Source organism: Streptomyces sp. NPDC051664 (genome assembly GCF_044453545.1).
Lineage (GTDB): Bacteria > Actinomycetota > Actinomycetes > Streptomycetales > Streptomycetaceae > Streptomyces.
The window spans coordinates 32,633-50,656 of the sequence record NZ_JBITCU010000014.1 but is presented as its reverse complement, the minus strand read 5'-3'; the positions used below and the strand labels follow the sequence as shown (position 1 = coordinate 50,656).

Sequence of the window (18,024 nt, the reverse complement as noted above, 5' to 3'; positions counted from 1 at the left end):
CGCGTGCCGCCGGCCGCGGCGATGGTGCCACCGATCACGAGTAGAAGTTGCGCTCCCACCGGTGCTTGGCCAGCACGGCGAGCTGGTCGGCGGTGAGCGGACGTCCGTCGCTCAGTGCCGTGTTGCGCTCTACGTTGCGTACGGAGCGCATTCCAGGGATGACGGTGGAAACCGCGGGCGAACTCAGTACGAACCGCAACGCATGCTCGGCGATCTCATCGGGGGCGATGCCGAGGTCGGCGACGATCGCGGCCACCCGCTGCTCGACCTGTGCCGGGCGGTCGTCGCGGAAGTAGCGGTTGCGCCAGTCGCCCTCGGGAAACGTCGTACCGGCGGTGATCCGGCCGGTGAGGCCGCCCTCGTCCAGCGCCACCCGCACGATGACACCGACGCCGTGCTCCTCACAGGCCGGCAGCAGCGCGTCGGCGGGCGCCTGATCGAAGAGGTTGTAGATGACCTGCACGGTGTCCACGGCGCCGCTGCGCACGAGTGCGAGTGCGCTGTCGGGCTGGTGGTCGTTGATGGAGACGCCGAACAGGCGGATCTTGCCCTCCTGCTTCAGCTCCGCGATCGTCTCCAGCCAGTCGCCACGGCCGACCCAGTCGTCGCTCCAGACGTGGAACTGCAGTACGTCGAAATGGTCCTGGCCGCTGGTGCGCAGACTGGTCTCCAGGCTCTTGCGGATGTGCTCGCCCGGGAACGTCTCGGCCGGGTCCAGGCCGTCGGGCGCCGGCCACGTGCCGTTCTTCGGCGGCACTTTGGTCGCGACGAGCACCTCGTCGTCGGCCCGCTCGCGGACGACCCGGCCGACGATTCGCTCGCTCTCGCCGTAGCCGCGCGCGGTATCGATGAAGTTCACGCCGAGGTCGATGGCACGGTGCAGGGCGCGTACGGATTCGTCCTCCGTGGCACCCACCCAGCTGGACTCACCGATGCCCCACGCGCCGTATCCGATCTCGGACACGGACAGTCCACTGCGTCCCAGCTCGCGGTAGCGCACAATCATCCTCCACGTCATGGTCCTCGTCCTGACCGAGCCGAGGCTTCTGCCAGGAATCACGTTGACAATAAGCGACTCGGGCGCCGGGGTCAGTTGGGTTTCGCCGAGGCCGAAGTTGCCCGTACGTGGGTCGATGGTGCAGGTGTGGCGAAGTGGCCGTGGCGGAAGCCGTTCACTGCTGCCGGATCCCTGTCCCGGTGCTGCCCGTGGCGTCCACGGCATAGCGCGGCGCGTGCCGTGGCCAGGGTTTGGCGGCTTCGATCTGCGCGGCGAGTTCCAGCAGGCGCTTCTCGCCGCCGGGCCTGGCGACGAGCTGCACCGCGACGGGCATCGTGTCGGCGTCCACCCCCACGGGGACGGCGAGCGCCGGCCAGCCCGCGATGTTCCAGGAGCCGAAGAGTGAGGCCGTACGGGTGCTGACCGCCGAGGTGCGCAGCGCGCCGTGTTCGCCCCAGCGCTTCGCCTGCGCTGCCGGCCGGCTGAGCGCGGGCAGCAGCAGGACATCGATCTGTCCGAAGAAGCGTTCTGCCGCTTCGGTGCGCCAGCGGTCCCGCGCGTGGTCCCCCTTCAGGTGCACGGCCGCCAGTGTCCTGCCGATCGCGGCCAACCGCCGGGTGCTCCGGTCGAGTTCGGTGCGGTCGAGTCCTTCGGCGCTCTGGTGCGCCGAGGCGTACCAGGAGCTCAGCGACGCAGGTCCCAGCCATGCCGGGTAGCGTCGGGTGTGCCGCGTCACCGTGTGCCCGAGTCCTTCCAGCAGCCTCCCGGCTTCCAGCGCGGCACGGCGGTATTCGGCGGCGATCGCGAAGCCCGGCGAAATCGACCGGACCGACACGCCGATACGCAGCGGCCCCGGTTCGCCGAGTTGCGCGTAGTCCGGTTCACCGGCCATCACGGCCAGTCCGAGCGCGGCGTCCTGCACCGTGGTCGCGATCGGGCCGTTCTCGACCAGGTCGAACCAGGTCGGGTCGTCCGGCGCGTGCGGCACGACGCCGCGCCCGGGCTTGATTCCGATGGTTCCGCAGCAGGCGCAGGGGATACGGATCGAGCCGAACCCGTCGTTGCCGTGCGCCAGTGGGACGAGGCCGGCGGCCACTGCGGCCGCGCTGCCGCCCGAGGAGCCGCCAGGCGTGCGCTGCTCGTTCCAGGGGTTGCGGGCGATGCCGTAGACGCTGTCCGCCATCGGGACCAGGCAGAGTTCCGGCACGTTGGTCAGACCGATCACCACGGCGCCCGCCGACCGCAGTCGCTCGACGATCACGTGGTCGGCGGAGCTACGGTCCGGCGCAGTGGCAGCGGATCCGCTGCGGGCCTGCTCGCCCGCGACCGCGATGTTGTCCTTGATCGCAACCGGGACCCCGGCAAGCGGCAGGGAGGCACGGTCGGCCCGCCGGTCCACCGCCTCGGCCTCTGCCTGCGCCTGCTCCGCGCGCACGTGCCGGAAAGCGGACAGGACCGGATCGAGCCGGGCGATGCGGTCCAGATGCTGGCGGGTGACGTCGGCCGCGTCGGCCCGTCCTTCACGAACGGCGGCAGCGATGTCGACGGCGGTGCGGCAGGTCCAGTCAGTCATGGTTGATGAGTCAACCTCGCGCTGCCCGCACCGCCAATCCCTCTGCACCCGTGTTACCGAACGGTAATCTCTTGCCGCACGGTGTGGGGAGGACATGGAACAAGTTGTGAGCGGGTTGCCGTGGAGGAGACTGGGAGCACGGGGACGCAGACGCAGGACGAGGCTGGTGGACATGGGTGCACCGGACGTCGAAAACCGCACGGACCGGCTCGACGAGCACACGATACGGAACTGGGCCCGGGCCGAAGTCGGAGTGCGAGGCGTCATCACCGGATGGAGCCGGGAAGCCGAGCAGCTGCTCGGCTACCCGGCCGAGTGGGTGCTGGGCCGCCCAGCGACCGAGTTCCTGGCCACGGCCGCGGAATCGGCGGACGCAGACGGCGCCATGAGCGTGGTGCGTCATCGCAACGGCCGGCCGGTGCCCTGCAGGCTGACCATCCGCCCCGTGGAATCGACGGGGGCAGGAAGCGGTGCCGACGCGCGGTGGACGGTGACACTTGTCCCGACAGAGCCGCCCGGGTCGGATCTGGACAGGGCGCTGCTCGATGCGCTGTTCACCCGGTCCCCGGTGGGGCTCTTCGTTCTCGACCCGCAGTTGCGGCTGGTGCGGTTCAGCAGCGCTGCGGAAGGCATGCACGGCGCCCCCGCTGGGGGAGCGCTCGGCAAACGACCGACCGAGGCATGGCCCGACTTCAGCCCGGAGCTGGTGGAACGGGTGCTGAGCCGGGTGCTGGACACGGGTGAACCGGTGATGGGTTTCGAGAAACACGGCAAGCCGCCGGGGGATCCGGAGCACACGCACTTCTACTCGGTCTCCGCGTTCCGCCTCGAGGACGACGACGGTCGTGTCCTGGGCGTGGCTGACGCCGCGGTCGACGTCACCGAACGCCACCTCGCACAGGAGCGGCTCGCTCTGCTCGCCGAGGGCGGCTCACGCATCGGAACCGGACTCGATGTGATGCGCACAGCCCAGGAGTTGGCCGAAGTGGCAGTGCCCAGACTGGCCGACAGCATCGGCGTGGAGGTTCTCGAGCCGGTGCTCATGGGCGGGGAGATCTCTTCCGGCCCGGTGCAGCCCGGCGCCGTGCTGCGTCGGGCTGCGTCGCGGTCCCGGCGGCCCGACACGCTGCCGGGCGCCTACCCGGTCGGCGAGTCCAGCACCTTCCCGCCGACGTCACCGTCATCCCAGGCTCTCACCGACCTGCAACCGCGCCTGATCAGCCCGCTCACCCCCGACAGCGACTGGGTGCTGAGCGATCCCGTTCGCGGCCGTCGGATGCTGGAAGAGAAGATCCACTCACTCATGTTCGTACCGCTGGTCGCCCAGGACCGCGCCCTGGGGATCGCCACCTTCTACCGCTGGGGGGAGCAGGGCCCGTTCCAGCAGGACGATCTCACAGTGGCCACCGAGCTCGGGCGCCGCACCGCTCTCTGTCTGGACAACGCCCGCCGCTACCTGCGCGAGCACGACTCCCTGATGGCACTGCAACGCAGTCTGCTTCCGACGGGACCTCCCCGGAACAACGGGGTGGAGGTGGCCTACGAGTACGTGCACGGCGGGGCCGGCGGTGACTGGGTCGATGTCGTGCCGCTGTCGGGGGCCCGGGTGGCGCTCGTGGCAGGCAGCGTGCCCGGGCGTGGCATGGAGACCGCCGCCGGCATGGGACGGCTCCGCGCGGCCGTGCACACGCTCTCCGATCTGGACCTGGAGCCCGACGAGATGCTCGCCCGCCTCGATGACCTGGTACGGCGTCTCGCCGACGACTCCGGTCCCCGGCGCGACGGCGACGAACCGCCCTACGAATCAGGCTCCGAAGCGCCACATGCCGGCTCGGGTGCCTGGTGCACCTTCCTCTATCTGGTCTACGACCCCATCTCCCTGCACTGCAGCGCGGCCGGTGCGGGCCATCCCGGCCCCGCTGTCGTCCACCCGGACGGGACAGCGATGAGGCTGGACGTTCCGTCCGCCGCCCCACTCGGCCTCCCTGGGCCGCCGTTCGCAAAGACCGACGTGATGCTGCCGGAGGGCTCGGTGCTCGCGCTCCACACCAGCGGGCTCCTCCAGGCGCGCGGCGGCGACCCGGAAGAGGCCCGACTCGCGGACCTGCTCGCCCGACCGTCCGGCTCGATGCAGGAGACGGCCTGCATGCTCACCGAGGCGCTGGTTCCGGAGCAGGCCGGCGAGGACGCCGCCCTCCTCGTCGCCCGTACACACGCACTGGACCCCGGCCGGGTCGCATCGTGGGACCTGCCGGCGGACCCGGCCATCGTCTCCACGGCCCGGTCGCTCGTCACCCGCCAGCTCACAACATGGGACCTGGACGAGAAGGCGTTCGCGACCGAGCTCATCGCCAGCGAGCTGGTCACCAACGCCATGCGGCACGCCAAGGCCCCCATCCGACTGCGCCTGATCCACGACCTTGTCCTGACCTGCGAGGTCTTCGACGGCAGCAGCACCGCGCCACGGCTTCGACATGCCCGTACCACCGACGAGGGCGGGCGGGGGCTGTTCCTCGTCGCCCAGTGCGCCGACCGCTGGGGAACGCGTTGCACGCAGCAGGGCAAAACCATCTGGACCGAGCAGAAGCTTGTCCACGACGCCGGGGAGCCGGCCTGAACAGCCCGTGTTCGCGTCCCGGACGGGGACCGGGTGCGGCCCGGCAGCCGGTGACGCATCGGATGCTCCTGGCGAAGCAGGACACGGCCCGATCGATGGCCGTCGGTACGCAGGTGTCGTCGTGGATCTCGACGTGGATCTCGACGTGGAAACCCGTTTCGTATGCGACCTCGGCGATCCACGGGTGGGCGGCTCCCGCGACCACTCGGGAGGCGCTCGTTTTGGCGCGCGGCGTGCGAGCAGGCCACCGTGTTCGTCGGACGATCCCGTTGAATCCCTTGACGGTCATCCGATGACTCTCTACGTTTTCGGCTCAACAGCCCGGAAGAGCGCCTAGAAGTCCGCGCATACATTGGATGAATGATGCGGCAGGTGTCCGACGAAACGTCAAGGAGCCCCAGTGAGCCGGAGATCGGAACCATCACGCCCGTTCCGCCGATTGTGGGCCGTTGTGACGTCGGCGGCCGTGAGCGCGGGTATCACGCTGCTGCCGACGGCCGCCGCGCACGCCGAAGGCGTCGCGAGCGTGAGCCTGCATGTTTCCGTGGCCGGCAGCGACCGGGCCGCCGGCACGTCCGCTCGGCCGTTCCGCACGATCGAGCGGGCCCAGAAGGCGGCCCGTGCCCTGGCCCGTACGAAGCGCGTGGCGGTCCGGGTGGTCGTGCACGGCGGGACGTATCACCTGCAGCGCACGCTCACGTTCGACGCCCGCGACTCCGGCAGTGCGCACGCTCCGGTCAGTTACACCGCGGCGCCCGGTGAGAAGGTCGTCCTCAGCGGCGGCCGGACCCTCACACCCCGTTGGCACGACCACACCGAGAAGGTCAAGGTCGCGGACATCGGCGCGGGACTCGACTTCGACGAGCTCTTCCTCGACGGCCGGCGCCAGATCCTGGCCCGGTACCCCAACTTCGACCCCGACCAGGCGATCCTGGGCGGCACGGCGGCGGACGCCATATCCCCGGCCCGGATCGCGACGTGGAAGAACCCCACCACAGGGCTGGTCCGTGCCCTGCACAACGGCATGTGGGGCGGGAACTCGTACAGGATCACCGGCGTCCGTGAGGACGGCTCGGCTCAGCTCGCATGGGTCGGCGACAACAACCGCGGCAGCGGCATGCACACCACGTACCGCATGGTCGAGAACATCTTCGAGGAGCTGGACGCGCCGGGCGAGTGGTTCTACGACAAGCCCGCGGGCAAGCTTTACTTCTACGCCCCCGAGGGCGTCGACCTGCCCACCGCGCGGATCGAGACCGCCGAGCGCGACGAACTGATCCGGGTCGTCGGCGAAGGGCCGGACAGACCGGTACGCCATCTCACCTTCTCCGGGTTCACCTTCACGCAGACCCATCGCACCCTCTTCAACCACCCGTACGAGAAACTGCAGCTCGGCGACTGGGCCATCGCGCGGACCGGTGCGGTGTACCTCAAGAACACCGAGCACGTCGATGTACGCGACTCACGCTTCGACCAGGTGGGCGGCAACGCCGTCTTTCTCGACGGCTACAACAGCAGGAACGCCGTCGCGGGCAATGAGTTCAGCCACTCCGGTGCCTCGGACGTCGCGATCATCGGCAACCCCGACGCGGTACGGGAGCCGTCCACCTGGGATGCCTTCCGTACGACCATCACGGACATCACACCGGGCCCGAAGTCCGAGAACTACCCGCGCGACATCGTCGTCCGCGACAACTGGATGCACGACAACGGACAGTTCGAGAAGCAGACCTCGGGCGTGCAGATGTCGATGAGCCGCCGGATCACCGTCTCGGGAAACACCATCCACGACGGTCCACGCGCGTGCATCGACATCAACGACGGCACCTGGGGCGGGCACGTCATCGAGAACAACGACATCTTCAACTGTGTGAAGGAGACCTCCGACCACGGCCCCATCAACGCCTGGGGCCGGGACCGCTTCTGGCCGCTGGATGCCGGCGACGCCACCAAGAAGTCGTACGCGAAGCTCGACGCGATGGAGACCACTGTCATCCGGCACAACCGGATCTGGCACTCCTCGCACTGGGACGTCGACCTCGACGACGGATCGTCGAACTACCTCATCGAGAACAATCTGCTGCTCAACGGTGGGGTGAAACTGCGCGAGGGCTTCCACCGGACGGTGCGCAACAACATCTTCGTCAACGGCGGGGCACACTTCCACGTCTGGTACGCGGACAACGGCGACGTGATCGAGAAAAACATCTTCGCCACGGACGATCCGTACGACCTGATCGGTGTCGACATGGCGAAGTCCAGGCCGGTCATCGACAAGAACGTCTTCTGGAACAACGGCAAGGGTGTCGCCGACATCAACGACGCCTGGCGGGCGCAGGGCCTGGACGCGGGCTCGGTGACCGCGGATCCGCAGTTCACCGGCAGCAACCCGTTCACGGACCCGAAGAAGCTCGACTACACGGTCGCGGCCGGTTCCCCCGCACTCGGGCTCGGCTTCGAGAACATCTCGATGGGCGGGTTCGGCAAGGCGGGCGCACCCACCCCTCCGCCGCTGCAGTGGCGGGCCGCACCGGCCGATCCGTACAAGTCCCTCGCCGAGCCGCTCCTCGGCGCCACCGCGACCCAGATCTACTCGGACGAGATCAAGTCGTCGGTGGGCCTCACCGACTACGACGGCCTCGTGCTCAAGACCGTGCCGGAGGATTCGTACGCCTACCGGAGCGGTCTGCGCGTCAATGACGTCATCCGGGAGATCAACGGCCGGAAGGTCACCGACCGGACCAGCTACTGGGCGCCTTACAACAAGCTGGCGGCTGGCGGCGCGGTCGAGCTCGCGGTCTGGCGCAACCAGGCGGCCGCCGAGGTCACCTTCGCCAAACCGTCCGGCACCGAGACGCTGAACAACACCTCCGGCGCCGTCTTTGCCGGGAACTGGAGCCTCTCGGTGAACCGCGGCGCCGGCGACCTCGCGGACGACGTCCACTACACGACCGCCGACGGAGCGTCCGCCTCGCTGACCTTCCACGGCACCGGGGTCGCCGTCCTCGGCGAGAAGTTCTCCGACCAGGGCAACGTCGAGGTCTTCGTCGACGGCGCGTCGCAGGGGTTGGTGGACACCACCGCCGCCACGCGCCAGGTACAGGCCGAGATCTTCGGCATCGAAGGGCTGACCACGGGTGAGCACACCGTGCAGATCGTGAAGCGCAGCGGGCAGTACACCACGCTCGACGGTTTCAAGGTGGCTGACTGAGAAGAACGGCTGCGAGGCTGCCGGTCCCTGCGCCGTGAAGGGAGGGCGTCCTGTGTGCACGGGGCGCCGGTAAGCCCTGTGGCGCAGGACGCAGCAAGAACCGCATAAAGTTCTAAATGGCGCATAGCGCGACAAAGTTATTGAACGGTACTAGATTTCCGCCTGGGTGGAAGTGCGGTGTTGCGGTCGGCGGGCGCCCCTGTGTGAACCGGAGCTGATGTGGCGGACGATGACCAGGCGGAGCGCGAGCGCGCGTCCGGGTGCCCTCGTCGGCTGACGCGGTCGTCCCCGTTCTTCTCGTGGCGGCCGTCATTCCTGTCGTGCCGGCCGTCCCGGTGGCCGGCACGCTCGCGCTGGTCGGTCTCGACGCTCCGGACGGGCCGATCCCGATCCAGGTGCCCCCGGTCATGTGCGCGATGACAGCCGCGCTCGTCGCGAAGAAGAACGGTCACAGCCGGTCCGCCGTGCAGCGGGCCGGCCAGGGCGCGTTGTCGTACCCGCCGTACGCCGTCCTCGACCACGCGAGCCCCGCCCTGAGCGTGCTCCACGGAATCAGCCGATTCGAGATCGAGATGACGCAACTGGTCACAGCCGGTCCCGTGGCCCACTGACAGCCAATTCGTCCGTCACAGGGCGCGTCGACGAGGGAATTGATGACCGACTCCGATACCGGCACCACTCCGTCCGCGGCGGCGGAAGGGCGGCCTGCGGTCAAGCTGACGCTGTTCACGCTGACGACGATGGTCGTCGGCTCGATGGTGGGCGCCGGGGTGTTCTCCCTGCCACGGCGGTTTGCCGAGGAGCTCTGACCTGCCTCAGCCGTCCCGTCTCCCTCACCCCATACGGAAAGGCACACACCGTGACCGACACACCCACGTCCGCGCCGGCACTCGGCGTCCATTCCGAAGTCGGCAGGCTGCGCAAGGTACTGGTCTGCGCGCCGGGCCTGGCACACCGCCGGCTCACCCCGACCAACTCCGACGACCTGCTCTTCGACGATGTCATGTGGGTGGAGAACGCCCAGCGCGACCACGCCGACTTCGTCGACAAGCTGACGCAAGGCGGTGTCGAGGTCGTCGAACTGCACGATCTGCTCGCCCGGACCATGGCCATTCCCGAGGCCCGGACGTGGCTTCTGGACCGGAAGATCACCGCGAACGAGGTGGGCATCGGGCTCATCGACGACACACGGGCCTTCCTGGAATCACTCGATCCGCGCCGGCTCGCCGCATACCTGATCGGCGGTCTCGCCACCACGGACCTGCCGGACGAGTTCCGCTCCGGGTATGTCACCCTGGCCCGCGATTCGACGGGCGCGCGCGAGTACCTCATGCCACCTCTGCCGAACACGCTCTACACCCGTGACACCACCTGCTGGCTCTACGGCGGCGTCACCATGAACCCGCTCTACTGGCCGGCCCGGCACGGCGAAACCCTCCTGATGAAGGCCATCTACACTTTCCACCCGGATTTCATGGGCTCCACCGTGTGGTGGGGAGACCCGGAACTGGACTGGGGCCAGGCCACGTTCGAGGGCGGCGACATCATGCCCGTCGGCAACGGCGTCGTGCTCATGGGCATGAGCGAACGCACCTCCCGCCAGGCCATCACCCAGGTCGCGGCCTCACTCTTCAGGAACGGCGCCGCCGAGCACGTCATCGTCGCGGGAATGCCGAGGCTGCGCGCGGCGATGCACTTGGACACCGTCTTCACGTTCGCCGACCGGGACATCGCGACGGTCTACCCGACGATCATGGAAGCGGTTCACACCTTCTCCCTGCGCCCCGGCGACAAGGCTCCTGGTGTCGACGTCACCGACGAGGGATCGGCAGCGTTCGTCGATGTCGTGGCCAAGGCGCTGGGCCTGCCCGGCCTGCGGGTGATCGAGACCGGCGGCGATGTGTACGCCTCCGAGCGGCAGCAGTGGGACAGTGGAAACAATGCCGTCGCCCTGGAGCCCGGCGTCGTCTTCACCTACGACCGCAACACACAGACCAACACCCTCCTGCGCAAGGCCGGGGTCGAAGTCATCACCATCGTCGGCGCCGAGCTCGGCCGTGGGCGTGGCGGCGGCCACTGCATGACCTGCCCGCTCATCCGCGAAGCCGTCGACTTCTGACGCCGGCCAGCCCGCTGCGGGCGATGCCTCGCGCAGGCGGTCATGCTCTCCGGCCCGTGCGGCACGGGCCGGAGCGTGGAATCAACACGGTGACGGCGGACACTGAGGCAGGTGGGCCATGACGGATGACGGGATCGACTACGCGGCGGTGTTCCAGGGGCTGCCCGGCATGGTGGCGCTGTTGACCCCGGAACTGGTGTACGCGGATGCGAACGAGGAATTCCTCCGCATGTCCGGGCGCATGCGTGAACAGGTGGTCGGCCGATACCTGTTCGATGTGTTCCCCGACAATCCGAACAACCCCGCCGCGACCGGCATGCGGAATCTGGAGGCGTCGCTCAAGCGGGTGCTGGCCACCGGCGAGCGGGACGCCATGGCGCTGCAACGTTATGACGTCCAGTCCCCGCAGCGGCCCGGCGAGTGGGAGGAACGCTTTTGGAGCCCGGTCAACGCCCCGGTGTTCGGGCCCGACGGGCGGGTGGTCCTGCTGGTGCACCGGGTGGAGGAGGTGACCGAGCTCATCAAGGCCCGCGGCGGCCCCGACACCGGCCGCACCCGCGTGCTGGAGGCCGAGCTCTACACCCGGGCCCGGGAACTGCAGGAGGTCAACGAACGGCTGCGGCAGGCCCACGCCCGGGAGCGTGAGGTGGCCCTCGCCCTGCAGCAGGCGATGCTGCCCGTCCCCGGGCCGGTCGGCCGCCACCGCCCCGCCGTGCGTTACCGGCCCGCAGCCGGCTCGCTGAACGTGTGCGGCGACTGGTACGACCTGGTCGATCTGCCCGGCGACTGCGTCGGCGTCGCCGTCGGCGACGTCGTCGGCCACGGTCTTCGAGCCGCCGGCGTCATGGGCCTGCTCCGCAGCGCGCTGAGCGCCGCGTCCCGCGTCGCCCACGGCCCCGCCCAGGCCCTGGAAGTCGTCGACCTGTACGCCCGTTCGGTCGACGGCGCCGAGAACACCACTGTCGTCACGACCCGCATCGACTGGGACACTCACACCATCACCTACAGCAGCGCCGGGCACCCCCCGCCCGCCCTGCTGCACACCGACGGCACTGTGGAGTTCCTCGACCAGGCCACCGACCCTCCGCTCGGCGCCCGTCCGGACTCCGTTCCCCGGCCCCAGGGCGCCACTGTCTTCGCCGCGGGGGACACCCTCGTTCTGTACACCGACGGCCTGATCGAACGCCGCCGCGAGGACATCGACGTCGGCCTCGACCGCCTCGCCGACTCCCTCGTCCACCACCAGGGCACCGACCCCGAACCCCTTGCCGACGCCGTCCTGCTCGAACTGCTTCCGCCCGGCGGCGCCACCGACGACACCGCCCTGGTCATCGTCCGGCTCTGACCCGTCCCCGCCGGCCGATGTCCTGCCATGCCCTGGCCCGGACCATGCCCCGCGAGGCGTGGCTGCCTGCGTCCAGGAGCGGAACACCTGGCCCATGATTCCCTCATGAGTACACGTCAGCCGCCCGCCCAGCGACACGCCTCCTGGATCGAGCTCTTCTTCGACCTGGTAGTCGTCGCGGGTGTCCTCCAGCTCTCGCACCTGTTGCACGACGGCCCGACAGTTGCCGACCTCGGCCTGTACGTAGTTCTCTATCTGGCCTTCTGGATCGCGTGGGTCTGCTTCACCGTCTACGGGAACGTCGAGGGAAGCCGCGCCTGGACGCCCGGATTCCTGCTGGGGATGTTCGGGCTGGCAGTCATGGTCGCGGCCGTTCCCGGTATCCGCACCGACCACGCCATTGCGTTCGCGATCGCGTACGCCTTCCTGCGCTGGCTGTCCGGCCGGCTCTGGCGGCCCGGACAGGTCGTGGTGGACTGGCCGCTCGCCCAGGTGGGCGGCGGGACGCTGCCCTGGATCGTTTCGCTGTGGGTGGATGCGCCGGTGCGGTACTGGCTGTGGGCTCTCGGCCTCGCGTTCGACCTGCTGATCATGCTCACCGCCTCGGGCAGTCACATGCTCCGAGACGCACAGGGCCGGGTGCAGCGCGTCGTCAGGAAGCGAGGGCACTCCGATCGGCTGCCGGTCGTCGAGGCGGCCTACTCCGATGTGCCGCACATGGTGGAGCGACTGGGCCTATTCGTCATCATCGTGCTGGGTGAGGGGGTCGTCCGGATCACCACGGCAGCTGCGGACACCGTCTGGGACGTACCCATGGCCGGCGTCGCGACCGGTTCATTCGTCCTGCTCGTCGCGCTGTGGAGCATGTCACTGCTGCACGGCTCCGGCGGGGTGCCGAAGCCCGGCCCGGAGGACCTACCGGTGCGGGTCACCCTGACGCTGCACTGTGTGACATCCTGCACGATTGCTGTCCTGGCCGCGGGGCTGGGGCTGGCCATCGCGCATCCGCACGGCCCCGCACCGGACGAGGCACGCTGGCTGCTGTGCGCGGGCCTGGCCGTGTACTTCGCTGTCGGGGTGCTGGCTGCGGCGGTGGCCGATGCGCCATGGGGGCAGACCCTCGCCTGGGCGCTGCCCTGTCTGCTGCTGACGCTCGCGCTCGCCGGATCCGCCGGCCACTTCGGTGCGGTGGGGCTGGTCTGGGGACTGGTCGCAGCGGTGGTCTGGCAGATCGCATGCGTATCGGATACAGGCGCCCGGCTGCGTGTGCGGAGCCACGCCTGACCCGGGCAGGCAGATTGTCATACACGTACAGAAAGCGGGGAGGTGCGAGGGACAATGGAGACGTGTCGGGTGCAGAGAAGAAGCAGGCGGCAGGCAGGCGGTCCATGGGACGGCCGCGCAGGCTGGACCCCGACACGATGGTGGCCACCGCGCGCCGCATCCTCGAGGAAGAGGGCCTGGACGCCCTGAGCATGAGACGGGTGGCGAAGGAGCTCGGCAGCACGCCGATGGCGCTCTACCACTACGTACGGGACAAGGACGAGCTGCTGATGCTCACCCTGTCCGGGACCGCGGGCGCCTTGCCGCGCCCCGAACTGCCCGAGGACCCGCGCGCGCGGCTGCTCGCGGTCTCTGTGCACGCGCATGAGATCCTCCACCGGATCCCGTGGGTGCTCGACGTCCTGGCGCTGGGCGAGCTCACCGACAGAGATGCCCTGTGGATAGTGGAGGAGATCCTCGACTGCGCTCAGAAGTGCGGTCTCTCCCCGGCCCGGGCGGTACGGGCCTGCTGGACGATCTGGCAGTACATCTACGGCGACCTGATCTTCCGCAGGGCCGCCGCCCGCCGTGCGGAGCACCCGCCGAGCAGGCGCTACTTCCCCGAGATGGTCACCGAGGAGGACGCGGAGGAGCTGCCGAGGCTCACCGCGATCAAGGACCAGTGGCGCACCTACGCCGCCGACTACTCGGTCGCCGACGAACTCGACGCGATCATCGACGGGCTCATCCGCCGGGGAACTCGCGGACCGGACGAGCCCGTGCTACCGCCCTGAGGCTCCTGGGCCTTCAGATCCTCTTGAGGCACAGCGCGCGGGTGTGGGCGACAATGGAAGACGCAGGCAGCGGACTCGCCGCCGAAGATCGTTGGCCGGAGCCCCTTATGGATTACCCACAAAGTTACGAGCTGGTATTTCAGGCATCTGCCGTCGAGGACGACGCTGTGATTGTTCGGCGGACTGCGCGGGAGGGGGCCGGCGGCTACCCCATCTACGAGGACGAGACAGGCATCGTACGCGCGGAGATCAGCGAGAACGGCGAGGTGCGGATGATGGCCAGCGGCGGACACCAGGTGCTCGGCTCACCGCTGGTCCGGGCGGTCAGCGAGCACTGAGCAACCCTGGGCTGACGGCCGATCAGACCGGCTTCGATACGCGGGAATTCGATTCTGGGTCGTCGGTAGCAACGGCAGAGGCCGATGGTTTGCCGCCCACTCATGGACAGAGCGGCGAAGCCATCGGCCCCTGCATGGTGCGGTCCTACTTGTGCGGGCGCGTCTCGCCGCTCATGTTGCTGAGCTGCTCGCTCTGCTCCTGCAGCTTCCGAGCCTTCTCCTCGAGCCGCTGACGCTGCTCGGGATCGGTGGCGCGCTCCGCGGCCTCGGTCATGTGCTTGGCCTTCTCGCGCATCTGCTGGGCTCGGCCACTGGTTTCGCCTGCAACGCTCATCGTCACTCCTTGGACGCTAGGTGAAGAGCGGGCTCCATCAGAGAACCAGCGTCGAGGGCTCTCCGCATTCCGAAGCGTTACGCTGCGTTACCGTCGGGGCTGCGCGGCCGTAGGCAGGCCTGGCGCTGGCATGATCGGGGGCATGAACGAGCGCATGATCGCCGCGTGTGACGGGGCATCGAAGGGTAATCCGGGGCCTGCGGCCTGGGCATGGGTCGTGGCCGATGCCCAGGGGAGCCCTGAGCGTTGGGAGGCGGGGCCGCTGGGCACCGCCACCAACAACGTCGCCGAACTCACCGCACTCCAGGAGCTGCTGGAGTCCACCGACCCGGGCGCGGAGATCGAGGTCCGGATGGATTCGCAGTACGCCATGAACGCGGTCACGAAGTGGCTGCCGGGGTGGAAGCGCAACGGGTGGAAGACCTCGGCCGGCAAGCCCGTGGCGAACCGCGATCTGGTGTCCCGCATCGACGCGTTGCTCAGCGGCCGGACCGTGAACTTCGTCTACGTGCCCGCCCACCAGGTGGACGGAGACCCGCTCAACGCCCTTGCCGACCAGGCGGCCAGCGAGGCCGCCGTCGCGCAGCGGGCGGCGGGTTCCGCACATGGCTCCCCGCTGCCGACTCCCGCCCCTGCCAGGGCGTCCGGGGGCCGGAGCGGCGGTACGGCGGCGAAGGAGGCGAACGGTGCGGCACGCCCCGCGCGCACCGGGGGCACCATCCGGGCCAGGTTCGCGGGGCGCTGCCACTGCGGAAAGCCCTACGCGGCCAAGGACGTGATCGCCAAGAACCCGAACGGCTGGGGCCACCCCGAGTGCCGTACCGCGCCCGCCTGAGACGGCCGTCTGTCGGTCCGGCCTCGGGAGTAGCCCCGTAACAGAGGTTCTCCGTGCCATGATGCGGCTCCGACCGCAGCGTCCGCGGTGCTCCGCCGACGCTGCGGGAACGGCTGGACGCTGGGGGGCGTATGGGATCGACAGGTACGGTGCTGCGCGAGTTGCGCGGCGCACAGAAGACCGCCAAAGGTGTGTCGCTCTACTCGCGGTACGTGAACCGCCCGGCCGGGCGGGTGCTCGCGGCCGGCGCCTACCGATTCGGGCTGACGCCCAATCAAGTCACGCTGGTCAGTGCGGCGTTCACCTTCGCCGCCATCGCGTCGGTGGCGCTGGTCCGTCCGTCCTGGGGGCTCGCGGCCGTCGTGTACGCCGCTCTGGTGGTCGGTTTCGCCTTCGACTCGGCCGACGGGCAGCTCGCCAGGCTGACCGGGCGGGGCGGGCCCGACGGTGAGTGGCTGGACCATGTCGTGGACTGCGCCAAGATGATCCTCGTACACACCGTCGTGCTGATCTCGTTCCACCGGTTCTTCGAGCTGCCCGGCGAGGGCTGGCTGCTGTTGCCGCTGGGCTTCCTGTTCGTCGCCGTGCTGACCTTCTGTGCCGGTCTGCTGCGCGAACAGCTCGGCAAGGCGGCCGCCCGCCCCGCACCGACCGGCAGCGCCACGGCCCCGGTGTCCCGGGTGCGGGCCGTGGCACTGCTTCCCGCGGACTACGGGGTGTTCTGCCTGGTGTTCCTGCTGCTCGGGGACGAGGCCGCGTTCCGTATCGGCTATGCCGTACTCGCCGTCGTGCACGCGTTGTTCCTGGTGGCTTTCCTCGTCAAGTGGTTCAGGGAGCTGAAAGCGCTCCGGGCGGCGGGCTGACGAGCGTGTCCAGTGCCCGGCGCAGCTGGGTACTGGACGTATGCACGGTGTACGGGAAGTAGACGACCTCCACGCCGACTTCGGCGAAGTCGTGCTCGAGCCGTTTCCCCTTCTCCGTGCCCCGCCAGTCGTCCCCCTTGAAGATGACGTCGAACCTGACCTGCTGCCACGTCTCGACCTTGTCGGGCACGGTCTCGACGAACGCCGCGTCCACGTAGCGCACGCTGCGGACGATCTCGAGCCGCTCCGGCAGTGGAATCACCGGCTTGTGGCCTTTGGCGAGCGCGGCCATCTCGTCCGAGACGACCCCCGCCACAAGGTAGTCGCACTGGCTGCGGGCGTGCCGCAGGATGTTCAGGTGCCCTACATGGAACAGGTCGTAGACTCCCGGCGCGTAGCCGACCCTGTGCACCATCCGTTCTCTCCCCCCACGGTGAACGTGACGTCCGTGTCCCGGATTCAGGTGTCCGGACATGGCATCCGGTCCTGCGGGATATCGGTATCGGTGTTGATAGTGAAATGACCTTACTGTGAAGACCACTTGCGCATCACGTGAACGGATAAGCTCACTTTTGGGGTTGTTCCCTGGAGGGAACAGCAGCTGTACCGGGGCGAAATATCAGGATTTGCGTGATCTGCGGCAAAACGGCACCGCGATGTACAGCTGCTGGCACAATCCGAACCATGACGACTGATCTCCCCGGCCCTCCCCAGGAATCCGTCCGCCCCCTCCTACGGCCCGGCGCCCGCATATTTGTCGCGGGCCACCGCGGGCTCGTCGGCTCGGCAGTGGCGCGCCGCCTCACCGCCGAAGGCCACGAGGTGATCACCCGCGGTCGCGCCAGCCTCGATCTGCGCGATGCCGCACCGACCGAGGCCTTTCTGCGTGACATCCGCCCGGACGCCGTGGTGCTGGCCGCCGCCAAGGTCGGCGGGATCATGGCCAACAGCACGTATCCGGTGCAGTTCCTCGAGGACAACCTGCGCATCCAGCTGAGCGTGATCGCCGGTGCGCATGCCGCCGGGGTCGAGCGGCTGCTGTTCCTCGGCTCGTCCTGCATCTACCCCAAGCGCGCCCCGCAGCCGATTCCCGAGGACGCCCTGCTCACCGGCCCGCTGGAGCCGACCAACGAGGCGTACGCGCTGGCCAAGATCGCGGGCATCGTGCAGACCCAGTCGTACCGGCGGCAGTACGGCGCCTCGTACATCAGCGCCATGCCCACCAATCTCTACGGGCCCGGCGACAACTTCGACCTGGATTCCTCGCACGTCCTGCCCGCCCTGATCCGCCGCTTCCACGAGGCGCGACACGACGGCGCACCCGAGGTCACCCTCTGGGGCTCCGGCAGCCCCCGGCGCGAGTTCCTGCACGTCGACGACCTGGCTGCAGCGTGCCTCCTGCTCCTCGAGCGTTATGACGCTGACGAACCGGTCAACGTCGGCTGCGGCGAGGACCTGACCATCCGTGAACTCGCCACCACCGTGCGGGACGTGACGGGATATCAGGGAGGCGTCGCGTGGGACACGTCGAAGCCCGACGGCACCCCGCGCAAGCTTCTCGACATCTCCCGCCTCTCCTCTCTCGGCTTCAAACCGCAGATCCCGCTGCGCGACGGCATCGCCCGCACGTACGCCTGGTGGCTGGATCACCGGGAGACGGACCGCTGACCACTGCCGGCCGGTCCGCCGGGACCGGGCGGCCGCCGCAGCGCGACGGCCGCCCGCCGGTCCGGCC

The 18,024-nt window shown here is 69.1% G+C and carries 15 protein-coding genes and 1 pseudogene; 12 read left to right on the top strand and 4 right to left on the bottom strand.

What is annotated here, in order from left to right; translation table 11 throughout:
• Positions 1-34: 34 nt before the first annotated feature.
• Both ACIA8E_RS24880 and ACIA8E_RS24875 read right to left on the bottom strand, forming a co-directional pair.
• Positions 35-1,000, bottom strand: a complete 966-nt coding sequence (locus ACIA8E_RS24880; protein ID WP_399301640.1) for an aldo/keto reductase — start codon at positions 998-1,000, stop codon at positions 35-37.
• Between the two features lie 172 nt (positions 1,001-1,172).
• The gene (locus tag ACIA8E_RS24875) at positions 1,173-2,570 is read right to left on the bottom strand and encodes an amidase (RefSeq protein WP_399301524.1); all 1,398 of its coding nucleotides are present in this window, start codon (positions 2,568-2,570) and stop codon (positions 1,173-1,175) included.
• Positions 2,571-2,742: 172 nt separating this feature from the next.
• On the opposite strand from ACIA8E_RS24875, the gene ACIA8E_RS24870 reads away from it, so the two are divergent.
• The 9 genes and pseudogenes from ACIA8E_RS24870 to ACIA8E_RS24830 all read left to right on the top strand — a co-directional run bounded on the left by ACIA8E_RS24870 (position 2,743) and on the right by ACIA8E_RS24830 (position 14,257).
• Complete coding sequence (locus ACIA8E_RS24870) at positions 2,743-5,187, top strand: SpoIIE family protein phosphatase (protein WP_399301523.1); 2,445 nt, start codon at positions 2,743-2,745, stop codon at positions 5,185-5,187.
• 466 nt (positions 5,188-5,653) lie between these two features.
• Positions 5,654-8,398, top strand: a complete 2,745-nt coding sequence (locus ACIA8E_RS24865; RefSeq protein ID WP_399301522.1) for a right-handed parallel beta-helix repeat-containing protein — start codon at positions 5,654-5,656, stop codon at positions 8,396-8,398.
• A gap of 299 nt (positions 8,399-8,697) precedes the next feature.
• The gene (locus ACIA8E_RS24860) at positions 8,698-9,009 is read left to right on the top strand and encodes a hypothetical protein (protein ID WP_399301521.1); all 312 of its coding nucleotides are present in this window, start codon (positions 8,698-8,700) and stop codon (positions 9,007-9,009) included.
• Between the two features lie 42 nt (positions 9,010-9,051).
• Positions 9,052-9,201: pseudogene (locus ACIA8E_RS24855) on the top strand (arginine-ornithine antiporter); the annotation flags it as partial.
• Positions 9,202-9,257: 56 nt separating this feature from the next.
• On the top strand, positions 9,258-10,517 hold the full coding sequence (locus ACIA8E_RS24850) for an arginine deiminase (RefSeq protein WP_399301520.1): 1,260 nt from the start codon (positions 9,258-9,260) through the stop codon (positions 10,515-10,517).
• Between the two features lie 118 nt (positions 10,518-10,635).
• Positions 10,636-11,862: a PP2C family protein-serine/threonine phosphatase gene (locus tag ACIA8E_RS24845; protein ID WP_399301519.1), complete on the top strand. Its 1,227-nt coding sequence runs from the start codon at positions 10,636-10,638 to the stop codon at positions 11,860-11,862.
• A gap of 105 nt (positions 11,863-11,967) precedes the next feature.
• Positions 11,968-13,146 carry a low temperature requirement protein A gene (locus ACIA8E_RS24840; protein WP_399301518.1) on the top strand — a complete coding sequence of 393 codons (1,179 nt, stop codon included), beginning with the start codon at positions 11,968-11,970 and terminating at the stop codon, positions 13,144-13,146.
• Positions 13,147-13,208: 62 nt separating this feature from the next.
• On the top strand, positions 13,209-13,919 hold the full coding sequence (locus ACIA8E_RS24835) for a TetR/AcrR family transcriptional regulator (protein WP_399301517.1): 711 nt from the start codon (positions 13,209-13,211) through the stop codon (positions 13,917-13,919).
• Positions 13,920-14,026: 107 nt separating this feature from the next.
• Positions 14,027-14,257 carry a DUF6296 family protein gene (locus ACIA8E_RS24830; RefSeq protein ID WP_399301516.1) on the top strand — a complete coding sequence of 77 codons (231 nt, stop codon included), beginning with the start codon at positions 14,027-14,029 and terminating at the stop codon, positions 14,255-14,257.
• A gap of 145 nt (positions 14,258-14,402) precedes the next feature.
• Here ACIA8E_RS24830 and ACIA8E_RS24825 read toward each other — a convergent pair whose 3' ends face one another.
• Positions 14,403-14,591, bottom strand: a complete 189-nt coding sequence (locus ACIA8E_RS24825; protein ID WP_030973195.1) for a DUF6381 family protein — start codon at positions 14,589-14,591, stop codon at positions 14,403-14,405.
• A gap of 142 nt (positions 14,592-14,733) precedes the next feature.
• Here ACIA8E_RS24825 and ACIA8E_RS24820 point away from each other — a divergent pair, with 142 nt between their 5' ends.
• The gene (locus tag ACIA8E_RS24820; protein ID WP_399301515.1) at positions 14,734-15,426 is read left to right on the top strand and encodes a ribonuclease H; all 693 of its coding nucleotides are present in this window, start codon (positions 14,734-14,736) and stop codon (positions 15,424-15,426) included.
• 131 nt (positions 15,427-15,557) lie between these two features.
• Complete coding sequence (locus ACIA8E_RS24815; protein ID WP_399301514.1) at positions 15,558-16,289, top strand: CDP-alcohol phosphatidyltransferase family protein; 732 nt, start codon at positions 15,558-15,560, stop codon at positions 16,287-16,289.
• Here the strand turns inward: ACIA8E_RS24815 and ACIA8E_RS24810 are convergent.
• Positions 16,255-16,704 carry an adenylyltransferase/cytidyltransferase family protein gene (locus tag ACIA8E_RS24810; RefSeq protein ID WP_399301513.1) on the bottom strand — a complete coding sequence of 150 codons (450 nt, stop codon included), beginning with the start codon at positions 16,702-16,704 and terminating at the stop codon, positions 16,255-16,257. The two genes, ACIA8E_RS24815 and ACIA8E_RS24810, sit on opposite strands and share 35 nt — an antisense overlap.
• 269 nt (positions 16,705-16,973) lie before the next feature.
• Between ACIA8E_RS24810 and ACIA8E_RS24805 the strand changes: the two genes are divergently transcribed.
• Positions 16,974-17,957: a GDP-L-fucose synthase family protein gene (locus ACIA8E_RS24805; RefSeq protein WP_399301512.1), complete on the top strand. Its 984-nt coding sequence runs from the start codon at positions 16,974-16,976 to the stop codon at positions 17,955-17,957.
• Positions 17,958-18,024: the final 67 nt, after the last annotated feature.

What these genes read in the sequence shown, in the direction of transcription:
- ACIA8E_RS24810 (WP_399301513.1), bottom strand. Translation starts at nt 16,704, where the DNA reads ATGGTGCACAGGGTCGGCTACGCGCCGGGAGTCTACGACCTGTTCCAT.
- ACIA8E_RS24825 (WP_030973195.1), bottom strand. Translation starts at nt 14,591, where the DNA reads ATGAGCGTTGCAGGCGAAACCAGTGGCCGAGCCCAGCAGATGCGCGAG.
- ACIA8E_RS24845 (WP_399301519.1), top strand. Translation starts at nt 10,636, where the DNA reads ATGACGGATGACGGGATCGACTACGCGGCGGTGTTCCAGGGGCTGCCC.
- ACIA8E_RS24875 (WP_399301524.1), bottom strand. Translation starts at nt 2,570, where the DNA reads ATGACTGACTGGACCTGCCGCACCGCCGTCGACATCGCTGCCGCCGTT.
- ACIA8E_RS24870 (WP_399301523.1), top strand. Translation starts at nt 2,743, where the DNA reads ATGGGTGCACCGGACGTCGAAAACCGCACGGACCGGCTCGACGAGCAC.
- ACIA8E_RS24840 (WP_399301518.1), top strand. Translation starts at nt 11,968, where the DNA reads ATGAGTACACGTCAGCCGCCCGCCCAGCGACACGCCTCCTGGATCGAG.
- ACIA8E_RS24805 (WP_399301512.1), top strand. Translation starts at nt 16,974, where the DNA reads ATGACGACTGATCTCCCCGGCCCTCCCCAGGAATCCGTCCGCCCCCTC.
- ACIA8E_RS24820 (WP_399301515.1), top strand. Translation starts at nt 14,734, where the DNA reads ATGAACGAGCGCATGATCGCCGCGTGTGACGGGGCATCGAAGGGTAAT.
- ACIA8E_RS24815 (WP_399301514.1), top strand. Translation starts at nt 15,558, where the DNA reads ATGGGATCGACAGGTACGGTGCTGCGCGAGTTGCGCGGCGCACAGAAG.
- ACIA8E_RS24830 (WP_399301516.1), top strand. Translation starts at nt 14,027, where the DNA reads ATGGATTACCCACAAAGTTACGAGCTGGTATTTCAGGCATCTGCCGTC.